General features: G+C 32.4%; 8 protein-coding genes. 5 read left to right on the forward strand and 3 right to left on the reverse strand.

Translation table 11 applies throughout. From position 1 onward, the window contains the following. Positions 1 to 295: 295 nt before the first annotated feature. From CVD18_RS09755 to CVD18_RS09775, 5 genes are all read left to right on the forward strand, one after another. Positions 296 to 1261: a DUF368 domain-containing protein gene (locus CVD18_RS09755; RefSeq protein WP_103865255.1), complete on the forward strand. Its 966-nt coding sequence runs from the start codon at positions 296 to 298 to the stop codon at positions 1259 to 1261. A 9-nt stretch (positions 1262 to 1270) separates the two neighbouring features. Then, positions 1271 to 2296 (forward strand): DUF368 domain-containing protein, encoded by a 1026-nt coding sequence (locus CVD18_RS09760; protein ID WP_103865256.1) that lies wholly within the window; start codon positions 1271 to 1273, stop codon positions 2294 to 2296. Then, on the forward strand, positions 2293 to 3024 hold the full coding sequence (locus CVD18_RS09765) for a shikimate dehydrogenase (protein ID WP_103865289.1): 732 nt from the start codon (positions 2293 to 2295) through the stop codon (positions 3022 to 3024). The genes CVD18_RS09760 and CVD18_RS09765 overlap by 4 nt, the downstream gene beginning before the upstream one ends. A 138-nt stretch (positions 3025 to 3162) precedes the next feature. Further along, positions 3163 to 5292 (forward strand): DUF349 domain-containing protein, encoded by a 2130-nt coding sequence (locus CVD18_RS09770; protein ID WP_103865257.1) that lies wholly within the window; start codon positions 3163 to 3165, stop codon positions 5290 to 5292. A 5-nt stretch (positions 5293 to 5297) separates the two neighbouring features. After that, positions 5298 to 5927, forward strand: a complete 630-nt coding sequence (locus tag CVD18_RS09775; protein ID WP_103865258.1) for a class I SAM-dependent methyltransferase — start codon at positions 5298 to 5300, stop codon at positions 5925 to 5927. 94 nt (positions 5928 to 6021) lie between these two features. On the opposite strand, the gene CVD18_RS09780 is transcribed toward CVD18_RS09775, so the two are convergent. From CVD18_RS09780 to CVD18_RS09790, 3 genes are all read right to left on the reverse strand, one after another. Next, positions 6022 to 7497, reverse strand: coding sequence for a RagB/SusD family nutrient uptake outer membrane protein (locus tag CVD18_RS09780; RefSeq protein ID WP_103865259.1), 1476 nt, complete (start codon positions 7495 to 7497; stop codon positions 6022 to 6024). A 14-nt stretch (positions 7498 to 7511) separates the two neighbouring features. Beyond that, positions 7512 to 10586, reverse strand: a complete 3075-nt coding sequence (locus CVD18_RS09785; protein WP_103865260.1) for a TonB-dependent receptor — start codon at positions 10584 to 10586, stop codon at positions 7512 to 7514. A 269-nt stretch (positions 10587 to 10855) separates the two neighbouring features. Further along, on the reverse strand, positions 10856 to 12121 hold the full coding sequence (locus CVD18_RS09790; protein ID WP_103865261.1) for an AraC family transcriptional regulator: 1266 nt from the start codon (positions 12119 to 12121) through the stop codon (positions 10856 to 10858). Positions 12122 to 12272 lie beyond the last annotated feature (151 nt).

Consider the following 12272-nt stretch of genomic DNA (forward strand, 5'->3'; position numbering starts at 1 on the left):
GCTTTCCTCGTCTGGATAATGCTTAAAAAACTCAATTAATTTCATACTTTAAAGATACCAAGTAATAGGGAAACATAAGGATAAGCATAATAAATAATATCTATTCTCAAAATGGAATGACCGCAATCTGAATTAAATTATATTTTGATTCAGGCAAAAAATAAAATGTTAGATACAACATATCCCTATCGATGTATTTTATTTTGAAACATAGAAAAAGACTCTTTTTTTCTAATAGATTTACAATACAAAAATCCATACATTTGTTTTGATCATTAATATCAAAACATCACACATGCAAAGAAAGCTTAAAGATTACCTTATCATTGCAATAAAGGGAATAGCTATGGGGGCAGCAGATGTGGTTCCTGGGGTTTCAGGAGGAACGATTGCATTTATATCTGGTATCTATGAAGAATTAATAGAAACCATTAATAATCTCGATATAGGTTTTCTCTCTCTCTGGAAAAAAGAAGGTTTTGCTACTGCATGGAAACACCATAACCTCTCCTTTTTATGCGCTCTTTTTCTAGGGATATTGATAAGCATCCTCTCTCTAGCCAAGGTTATAAAATGGCTTTTACACCACGAATCGCTATTGTTATGGGCATTTTTCTTTGGATTAGTACTTGCTAGTATTTTCTATATAGGTAAACAAATAAGTTCTTGGAAACCAAAAACAATACTAGGTATTCTTCTTGCCGCAATAGTATCTTATTATATCACCATTGCAGAACCGCTAGCCTCACCAGATAGTAACTGGTATCTTTTATTTTGTGGTTTTATAGCAATCATAGCCATGATACTCCCAGGAGTATCTGGCGCATTTATCCTGCTTATTTTAGGCGCATATCAAACCGCTATCGATCTCATAAATCAATTACGCAACGGCATTGTAAATCTAGATTTTGATCTATTATGGGGAGCCATTTCTAAAATAATGATTATGGGCGTTGGTGCACTAATCGGTTTGAAGCTATTCTCTAAAGCATTGAACTGGATGTTTAAACATCATAACAATATCACACTGGCAATACTTACAGGCTTTATGATAGGTTCTCTTAATAAACTATGGCCATGGAAAAAAGTACTATCCTGGAGAACAAATTCTGAAGGAATCGAAGTTCCTTTTATCGAAAAAAGTATTCTCCCCTCTCAATATGAAAATGATCCACGAATACTATGGGTTTTACTCTTTATAGCTATTGGCTTTTTATTAATTCTGATATTAGAACGTCTTTCTGTAAAAAAAACAAATTAACCCCTGCCAATGCCGCACAGTACCCGAACCCTCACCGATAAATTTTTCCTTATTATTAAAGGGCTAGCTATGGGAGCAGCCAATAAAGTTCCTGGAGTTTCTGGAGGTGTCGTTGCTTTTGTTGCTGGGTTTTATGAAGAGTTTATCTATTCGCTTCAAAAAATTAATTTCAAAGCTTTTAAACTATTTATCAATTTTAGATTCAGAAGCTTTTGGAGGTATATCAATGGACGATTTCTAGGGCTTCTTATTTTGGGAATGCTGATTAGCTATTTTAGTGTTTCTAAAATTCTGGATTACCTGATTATTCATTTTGAACTATATGTTTGGGCTTCTTTCTTTGGAATGATTATCGGTTCTATATACTATATAGTAAAAGATTTTGATGATTGGAGCAAAAGAAACATATGCCTCATCGCTATCGGTACTATAATCGGGGTTGGAATTAGCTTACTTGACCCTGCTAAAGAAAATGACAATCTATGGTTTGTCTTTGTTTGTGGTATTATTGGAGTATCTGGCATGACACTTCCAGGATTATCAGGTTCTTTTATTCTTATTTTATTTGGTAATTATGTCCTCTTGCTGGTAGATTCTGTAAATGCCTTATATGATACCATGGCTGATATTATACGTTGGGATTTTTCGTTTGTAGCAGACTCTCAAAGAGTCAGATTATTAAAAGTTCTAATTGTTTTTAGCCTAGGTTCATTAACTGGTTTGGTAACACTTTCACATTTATTGGGATATGTACTAAAACATTATAAGAATGCCACGTTTGCAGCAATAATAGGATTTATTACAGGATCACTGGGTGTTGTATGGCCATGGAAACACAAAATATACAAAACCGACCTTCTAGGAACCACACTAATTGATGGGCTGGGCAATCCTATACTAGATAATTATGATCGCTATTTTCCTGATATCACTTCTATCGAAACCTATTTTGCTATCTTCTATATTTTTATAGGTATAGCAATTATCCTAGGATTAGAATGGTACGGACAGCAAACACAAAAAAATTCAAAATGAAAAATATATACGGGTTACTAGGTAGAAACATTGGCTACTCTTTTTCTAGAGGTTTTTTTTCTGAAAAATTTGAGACTGAAAACTTAGATTGTGAGTATACCAATTTTGATATCCCACAAATAACAGATATTACAGAAGTTATTAAAGACACAAAGATACAAGGTCTTAATGTTACCATACCTTATAAGCAAGAAGTCATTGAGTACCTTGATGACCTTGATCCTATTGCCAAAGAAATTGGAGCCGTCAATGTTATTAAATTTAACAAAGAAAAAGGCCTTATAGGATACAACAGTGATTATTATGGATTTATAGAATCTCTAAAACCTTTGCTTAATGATACCGTAAAAAAAGCATTGATCCTAGGTACTGGTGGGGCATCAAAAGCAATTGCTTATGCACTACAACAACTACACATTGAATATACATTTGTATCTAGAAACTCAGGTCATGACAAACTTAGCTACAAAAATATTGACAAGCTTATTATGGCAAATCATACACTGATTATAAACTGCACCCCATTGGGAACACACCCCAATATCCATGATTGCCCTGATATTCCTTATCAATATATTACTAATAACCATGTATTATATGATTTGATTTACAACCCTGCCGAGACTACTTTTATGCATCAAGGAAAAGAAAAAGGAGCTACTGTCTCTAATGGACTACAAATGTTAAAACTACAAGCAGAAAAAGCTTGGGAAATCTGGAACGCCTAATTTTATTGGGTTTTGTATTAAAACTCTTACTTAAATCAAAAGAAAGTAATCTTAAAACCCATCAATAACTTTGAGTTTTTCTAATATGTTAGTATCTTAGTCAGGCTATTATGCTCAGAAAATAAAAAAGCTCACACAATGTCAACACGCGATAACCTGCCTCAGGCAGATGGAAACGAAGAGAACAAATCCAAAGTTTTAGATATAAACTCTGAGGTTGAAAATCTAGAAACGACTACACAAGAAACAACACAGCGGCAATCAGATAGTGCGCTTGCTACTGTAGAAACATTAAAACAGTCTGATCAAGAAACTCCTGTTGAAGTAGTGAATCCACAAATTACCGATGCTGTACAAACATCTTCTGAAAATGAAGAAAATGATACTAATCCATCTACCGTTGCAATAACAAATACTCCAAAAGAAACGATTGCCCATAAGGAAGAGTCTAAAAACGAAACTGCATCCACAGACAAAGATCAAATTCAAGATCAAATGGATGAAGCTGTGGCAGAACATAGTGAAGATGAAACTACTATAGAACGCCATAATATAGAAAAAAAGGATTACCATGCTTTGACCAAAGAAGAACTGATCAAAGAATTACAAAACTTGATCAAGAATGAAAAAATTCAAGCAATAAAAGAGCATGTTGATGAAATTAAAAATGAATTTAATGCCAAATTCAATGAAGAAGTAGAACAGAAAAAAGAAGAATTCTTAGCAGATGGTGGTGATATTATTGATTTCTATTACTCTACGCCTATAAAAAAAGAATTCAATTCTGTTTATTTTGATTATAAAGAAAAGCGTAATGCTTACTATCAAAATCTAAAAAAAGATCATCAAGAGAATCTAAAAAGAAGACTCGAATTAATAGAAGAACTAAAAGGATTACTTAATGTGGATGAAAATATCAATACCACATATAATCATTTTAAAAGCATACAAGAAAGGTGGCGTAATGCAGGGGCTATTCCTAGAGACAAATACAATACTGTCTGGAATACCTACCACCACCATACAGAGAATTTTTATGACTTCTTACATCTAAATAGAGAGTTTAGAGACCTAGACTTTAAACATAATCTTGAACAAAAACTCAAAATTATCGAAAGAGCTACAGAACTAGCTCAAGAGACAGATGTAAACAGATCATTTAGAGAACTACAATTACTCCACAAAATGTGGAAAGAAGACTTAGGACCTGTTGGAAAAGAATTTAGAGAACCTATCTGGGAAAAGTTTAGTGCTTTAACCAAAAAGATTCATGAAAATAGACAAAACTACTTTAAAGATCTAGATAAGGTATTTGAAGAAAATCTAGAAGTAAAAAGAGAAATCATCACAAAAATCATTGGTGTTAGTATAGATCATCCTAAAAATCATAACGGATGGCAACAGAAAATTAAAGAGATTGAAGCATTAAGAGATGATTTTTTTAAAGCAGGAAAAGTCCCTTCTAATGTAAATGAACAAACTTGGAGCGATTTTAAAACTGCTGTGAGAGATTTTAATCGTAATAAAAATACGTTCTACAAAGGCCTCAAAAAAGATCAGTTTAACAATCTAAGTAAAAAAATGGAACTGATCCAGATTGCCGAAGACAATAAAGATAGTAATGACCATGAGGTTACCACTCCATTGATGAAAAAAATTCAATCGGACTGGAAAAAAATTGGGCATGTTCCTCGTAAAGATAGTGACCGTATATGGAAACGTTTTAAAGATGCTTGTAATGCGTATTTTGATAAAATCCATGCAGAGAGAGATGAAGCTAATAAAGAGGAAATAGTCGCATTAGAAAACAAACAAAAACACCTAGAAACAATAAAAGGAATAACACTTTCTGGTGATCCAGATGCAGACCTTAAAACTATAAAAGAAGATATCGCTGTCTGGAAAACACTGGGAAGAGTGCCGTATAAAAAGAAAAACATAGAATCTGAATACAATAAGATTCTTGATAAACTTTTTCAACAACTTAATTTAAGCCGTAAAGAAACAGAACTTATCAAATATGAGAATAAATTAAACACTTTATCTTCTCAAACAGACGATAGAGCTCTTAGAAATGAACAAAATTTTATTCGCAAAAAAATTGATGAAGTAAATGGTGAAATTCGTCAATTAGAGAATAACCTTCTATTTTTTAAACACGCAAGTGACGATAATCCTATGGTAATGGATGTAAATAAAAATATAGAAAAGCATAAAGAAACTCTAGAAGTCTGGAAAGCCAAGCTCAAAAAAATCAAACAACTATAATCAAAATGACATGCTCTCTTTGTGCTTCAGAAACAAAGCTGTTTTCTGAGGCACAAGGACGTGCTTATTTTGAATGTTTACAGTGTAAGGGTATATTATTACATCCTGCTCATTTCCTTACACCAGAAGAAGAAAAACAACGATATCAATTGCATCAAAATAATGTGAATGATCTTTCTTTTCAAAAGTATGCACTACCTATTGTAAACAGAATTCAAAAAGACTACACCCAATCTCATAAAGGTCTCGACTTTGGATCAGGAAGCGGACCTGTTATTTCGCATTTACTCAAACAGAAAAACTATACCATCACAGAGTATGACCCTTTTTTTTACAACCATGTAAATGCTCTGGAAAAGAAATATGACTATATCGTTTGTTGTGAAGTGATAGAGCATTTTTACACCCCTTACAAAGAGTTTGATTTACTACACTCTTTATTACTCCCTAATGGAACACTGTATTGCAAAACTAAAGTTTATGACCCACGTACAGATTTTGATTCCTGGTGGTATAAAAACGATCCTACTCACGTGTTTTTTTATACAATGGATACAATACAATGGATCAAAAAAAGATTCAGCTTTAAATCAGTAGAAATCGCTGATAATGATCTAATAGTTTTTAAGAAGTAATTTTTTCATAAAATACAAAATCCCTGTCAGTTAACTGACAGGGATTTTGATTTACCTAATTATTTTAGGTTAAATACTATATTATAAATACTACTTAGTAACCAGGGTTTTGCTGTTTAGCTATAGTAGAATTTGCATTGATCTCAGCAGTAGGAATTGGAAATTGAAATCTAAAATTCCCCGCAGGCAAAGTTGTAGCAGCAGGAGGAGTTCCTGTACCATCTATGATATCTCCATTTGTTGCATTTCTATTAATGCCTTCACCTCTTCTTTTAAGGTCAAAGAATCTATGTCCTTCATAAGCCAATTCAACTCTTCTTTCATACTGAATCGCATCCTCAAGAGCAATGCCAGTTTCTGTTCCAGCTACATAAGGAGAATATCTAACTTCTCTTAATTCATTTAAAGAAGCTAAAGCACCTGCTTCTAAACCTAGTTCAAATTGTGCCTCAGCTTTATTTAGAATTACTTCTGCCATACGAAGAACTTTTACATCTACTAAACCATTCGTTTGTCCTTCTTCACCCAAAAACTTTTTGATTGCATTATAATCATTTCCTCGGTTAGTTCCAACAAATTGTAAAACATCCTTTCTTGCATCTGTAGCATCAATACTATTAAAGAAATCAAAATCCATTACATATTCTGAAACAGTATTACCTCTAGATGTTTGACTATAAAGTACTCCAACAGGATTACCCGTATTAGCTTGAGTGGTCGTATTAATAGATAACTCTATCACCACACCTGCATTAATATTATCTACATATACATCAGGAAGTTCTTCTGCAGTAGCTAAACTAGCTGTTACTTTATTTGCAGCATCTATTACTTTCTGGTATTCTCCATTATACAAATACACTCTAGACAGCAATGCTTCCACACCATTTCTATTCAAACGTCCTTCTCCATTATCATCATCAATAAGTTGAGCTGCACGTTCTAAATCTCCGATAATCTCTTCATAGTTTGATGCTATAGTTTCTCTCGCTGGTTGAGCAAGAGCATCATCTATAGTACTACCAGTATCTCCATCTTCAGTTTTAAGATAAACCGCTCCCAAAGTAGTATTAGCACCTGGACTTTGCGTTGGGATTTGCCCATATATTCTAGCAAGGTCAAAATGTGCCCATGCTCTTGTCGCTAATGCTTGCCCAAGAATATTATCTTGTTCTGGAGTACCATCTATATTGCTTATGTTTTCAATAATCAAATTTGCTCCATTTACCGCCTCATAAGCTTCACTCCAATATAACGAAATCGCCCCTAAAGTACTTGCAACATATCTAAGGTCATAATAATTATCATTAGACCTTCTACCTGTCTGAGATTGAATTACATTATCTGATATTATATCAGGAACTCCTTGTAATCCACTTGCTTCATCAGAATAGTACAGCCATAATTGTCTATACACACCATTCATTGCGATTTCAAAATTCTGAGGTGTTGTTAGAAAAACACTCGGCTCAGTTTCTGTGAAAGGTTTTAAATCATTTAATTCATCATCGCAGGCAAAAAACCCTAATGATAAGAATAAAATACCTATTATATAAAATTTATTATTCATCTCTTTTTATTTTATTAAAATCCTACTTCAACTCCAAACGTATAAGATTTAACCTGAGGGTAACTAAACAAGCTAAACTCTCCAGGTACAAAACCTGCATCTCCCTGTTCTCCAGATTCAGCAGAACCAATTCCTATTTCTGGGTCACCTTTATAATCAGTTATTGTCCAAATATTCTGACCTGTAACAAAGAATCTAAGTGCATCTAATTTGATAACCTCTAAGAATTTTCTTGGCATATTATAATCCAACGTCAATGTTCTTAATCTAATAAAGTCACCTTTTTCTAAAAATCTAGTAGTTCCTCCTTGATCAGCATTTGTTTCAAATAATGGACTTGGTAAAACATTTGTATCACCTGGTTGTTTCCAATAATTAAAAGCATCAGTTCTTAGGTTTCTATTGATATTCCCAATTGATTCACCTGCTAGACGTTGACGATTTAAGATATAATTCCCTCCTCTATACACAAAGTCACCTCTTACGCCAAAACCTTTATATTTTAACGAGGTAAAGAAACCTCCTTGTAGATTAGCAATTGGTGATTTTCCTTTTTGGATTTTTTGGAAACTATCACTATATGTTTCTGTTATATTCCCATCTAAATCTACATATTGAGGAGCTCCATTAGCAGGGTTTACACCTGCATATTCTACTAGATAGTACGAGTTTATATCTTCTCCTTCTCTCAATATAATATTACCAAACGTTCCTCTAACAATATCTTGACCGTTAACTAGTTTTTTAACCTTGGTATCTAATATTGTAAGGTTTCCTCCTAAGGACCAAGTAAAATCTTCAGTTCTTATTACATCGGCATTTAATGAAAATTCAATTCCACTATTCTCAACCTCTCCAATATTTTGGAATATACCATTATCTTCATCTCCTACTGTAAAAGAGATTGGTCTGTTGATTAATAGATCTTTTGAATTCTTTTTAAAATAATCTATAACTCCATTTATCCTGTTATTAAAGAACCCAAATTCTACTCCGATATCCAGAATAGCTTGAGATTCCCATTGAATTAGAGGGTTTGGAGCTCTCAAAGGAGATCCTGCTGAAAAACCATTATAAGAATTCTCAAACCCTAATGCTGGTAAATACTGAAAATCTGGAATATTTTGATTACCTGAAGTACCATAAGAAGCTCTCAATTTTAAATCATTAAAAAATGAGTTATCCATAAAACTTTCTTTTGCAATATTCCAAGCAACACTACCACTTGCAAAAGTACCATATTTGTTATCTGGTCCAAATTTTGAAGAACCATCTCGCCTAACAGAGAATGAAGCAATATATCTACCATCATAATCATAATCGGCAAAAAGTGCTTGAGAAAATAAGATTCTTCTATCTTCTTCAGATCCTGCACCTGTAGGTTCAGCTGCTACCTCAATATATGGAATATCTGGCGAAGGAAATCCTCGTGCATTAACGAATAAATCAGTTCTTATATTTTCATTATATTCTAATAAGAAACTTGCGGATATATTATGAACATCATTAAATGTATCATTATAGCTAAATAAATTGGCTACATTATATTCAAAATCTATTGCAGAATTCTCAGTTTGTGTTCCTGGAAATTGGCTATCTCCAATAAATCCTTGAAGTACTCCTCCTTGAATTGATCTATTTGTTCTATTAAAACGGTTACTTACAAGACCAACAGAAAAACGGTTTGAGAATTTTTCTGATAAACTAATATTAGCCGCAACATTACCAATAATTAAAAAATTACGTGTATTTTCAGTCTCTGTCTGTAAAGCTCTAGCAATTGGAAAAAATGTTGATGTTGGATTATATACAGGGTTTCCTTGAAGATCTAATAAAATCCCTCCATTTGCATCTCTTGAAAAAAGTGGTTCATATGGATTATAATCATACAATGCTCTAAATGGATTTTGAACATTGTTTCTATCTCTAGGTAAATCTGTAGAGCTTCTTGCAAAAGAAATATTAGTATCAATACCTAACCAATCTTTTGCTTGGTAAGAAGTATTCAAACGTGCAGTTATTCTCTCGAAACCATCTATTCTATCTATTATACCAGTATCCTTGTTATAACCTAGTGAGAAAAAGTAATTTATTTTATCATTTGCTCCTGATATAGATAAAGAGTTAGACTGAATTACAGATTTTCTTAACAATTCTTCTTCCCAATTAGTATCAAGCGCAATTAAATCTCTTAACTCTTGAGGAGATGATGTTGCTCCAGGTAAACTTGTAGCCGCATCAACTCCTAATTCAGCATACTGCCTTTCTATCTCAAGTTTCTGTTCAGCATTCATAAGATCAAAAGGATCAGCAATACGTTGACCAAAACCATAAGAAGAAGTGAACTTAATTTTAGCATCACCTTTTTTACCTTTTTTTGTTGTAATCAAAACAACTCCATTTGCACCTCTAGAACCATATTTTGAAACAGAAGCCGCATCCTTAAGTATAGAAAGAGATTCTATATCATTAGGATTTAAATTACTTAAAGGATTAAAGTTACGATCTGGGTCATTATCTGTAATTGGAATAGGCACCCCATCAATTACATAAAGAGGAGTCGTACTTGCATTTAGTGATCCAACTCCACGAATTTGAACAAAAGCTGTGTTTCCTGGTCGCCCGTTTGAAGCAGTAACCTGTACACCAGCAGCTTGCCCCTGAAGTATATTATCGATACTTGTTGATGGGACAAAGTCTTGTAAGTCCTCAGCTCCTACAGTTGATATAGCAGATGTTACACTAGATTTTCTAGAAACTCCATAAGCTGTTACAACTACCTCTTCTAGTTCTGCCGCAGAAGTAGCTAACTTAATATTTATTGTAGTATTATCACCTACAACCACATCATTGGTTGTAAACCCTACATAACTAAAAGAAATTACAGCACCTCTATTTGCAGAGATAATGTAATTACCATCAAAATCAGTCTGTGTTCCTTTATTGGTGTTCTTAATAAGGACATTAACACCTGGTAGTGGTAATCCCTTATCATCTGTAACAGTTCCTGAGATATCCTTTTCTTGGGCGAACGAAACGCTGCATATAAAAAAGAATAACATCAGTAGCTTGTAATAATGTACTTTCATAAATTAAAGATTTCAAAAAATTAATACTTAAACATAGTTATTAGATATAACCACAAAAAGGAAGAGCAAGAATATCTTGAAGGCTAATTCAAACATACTTTCACAAAACTTGAACAAAGTTTTTATGGAAAACACTAACGCTTACCCTTTCCTTATTTATGGTTACTTAGGCTCAAAGAAACATTTTGATCACCTAAAAAGGGGTAACCCCTATAAGTTCTTACCTGATCCGAAGAAGTTTTACCTTTACTTTTACCTAATATTACTCACTAAACTTTAATGTACTCTGAAGGAGTAATTTTATTATACTTTTTAAAAGATTTATTGAACGTAACCTTGTTATTAAACCCCACTTCATATGCTACATCAATAATATTCCCCTTCTTAAAACGGTAATCTATTAAAAGTCTTTTTGCCTCTTGTATCCTGTATTTATTTATGAGTTCAAAAAAATTAAGATTAAAATGTTCATTTATTATTTGAGAGGTATTATGCCTGGTTGTGTCAAGTAATTCTGATAATTTTTGAAGATTAATATCATTCTGTTTGTATACTTTTTCTTCATTAAACAACACCAACAATTTCTCTTTCAACTCTACAGACAACTCTCTAGTAAGACCAGACTTTATGTATTTATCCTCTCCCTTCTTTACCCTACGTTTTATACTTATAATTTTTTCATATATCTCTGGTTGGACATAAGCTATATAACTGACATATAAAATTAATATTATAGCAAATATAACCTGAGAGAATACAATAAAATCACTCTCTACAACTAACTGTATAGCAACAACTTCATAAACAACATAATTAGTCGCATATATTGTATATAAAATCATAATATTTCGCCCCCAATTATTCAATTTCTTCGCCATAACAGTCCTTTTTTTGAAAAGTTCAGCAAATAATTGCATTACTAAAATCATATAAATCAGTAAAGAGAATAATCTTATGTATGAATAGTTAGTATAAAATATTGCAACGATTATTTCTCTATCATCATCTAATTGATATAAAAAGAGAAGTACGCATATAGGCATCAAATGCAAAAGATCTAAAAGAGTAAATTTATAAGCTACTAATACCCTTTTACAATAAAAATAAATTAATGGACCACATAGGAAAAGTGAAAATAGGTTCAAATTATATGAAAAACTATAATCATTAGTCAATACGCCACCCATATTGATTATAAAAATAGCATACTGAAATAAAAACATACTAATCAACAAATTAGCAATTCTATCAGATTTTTTTTTTAGATTTAAAAAAACAGAAACAAAGACTCCTACAAAACCTACATAAACACAGAATATCCTCCAACCCTCTCCTACTTCATTAATTTTGTCTTTAGATTTTTCAAAACTATCTTGATCAAATAAAACACCTAGCCCTAAGTTTGCATTATCTCTTATAAGAGATTCAGAATAATAAGCAACCTTACCTTCATCGCTTTTGATAGAGCTATTAGTAACATAAACAAATACAACAAAAATGAATGATAGAAAAAATAATGTCTGTGTTATCCTCATGACCTTTATCACAACAATTATGTTTTACAAAAAAACACAACAGTTTTATTAAAACATTAACCTATAACTAAATTATAGGAAAGTCGTTCCAAGTAAATAAAAATTACATTGAAAAATGATACTGGTTCTCTTTTTAATATAACATTATTAT

Source organism: Aquimarina sp. I32.4, assembly GCF_002924285.1.
GTDB lineage: Bacteria > Bacteroidota > Bacteroidia > Flavobacteriales > Flavobacteriaceae > Aquimarina.

What these genes read in the sequence shown, in the direction of transcription:
- CVD18_RS09755 (WP_103865255.1), top strand. Translation starts at nt 296, where the DNA reads ATGCAAAGAAAGCTTAAAGATTACCTTATCATTGCAATAAAGGGAATA.
- CVD18_RS09760 (WP_103865256.1), top strand. Translation starts at nt 1,271, where the DNA reads ATGCCGCACAGTACCCGAACCCTCACCGATAAATTTTTCCTTATTATT.
- CVD18_RS09765 (WP_103865289.1), top strand. Translation starts at nt 2,293, where the DNA reads ATGAAAAATATATACGGGTTACTAGGTAGAAACATTGGCTACTCTTTT.
- CVD18_RS09770 (WP_103865257.1), top strand. Translation starts at nt 3,163, where the DNA reads ATGTCAACACGCGATAACCTGCCTCAGGCAGATGGAAACGAAGAGAAC.
- CVD18_RS09775 (WP_103865258.1), top strand. Translation starts at nt 5,298, where the DNA reads ATGACATGCTCTCTTTGTGCTTCAGAAACAAAGCTGTTTTCTGAGGCA.
- CVD18_RS09780 (WP_103865259.1), bottom strand. Translation starts at nt 7,497, where the DNA reads ATGAATAATAAATTTTATATAATAGGTATTTTATTCTTATCATTAGGG.
- CVD18_RS09785 (WP_103865260.1), bottom strand. Translation starts at nt 10,586, where the DNA reads ATGAAAGTACATTATTACAAGCTACTGATGTTATTCTTTTTTATATGC.
- CVD18_RS09790 (WP_103865261.1), bottom strand. Translation starts at nt 12,121, where the DNA reads ATGAGGATAACACAGACATTATTTTTTCTATCATTCATTTTTGTTGTA.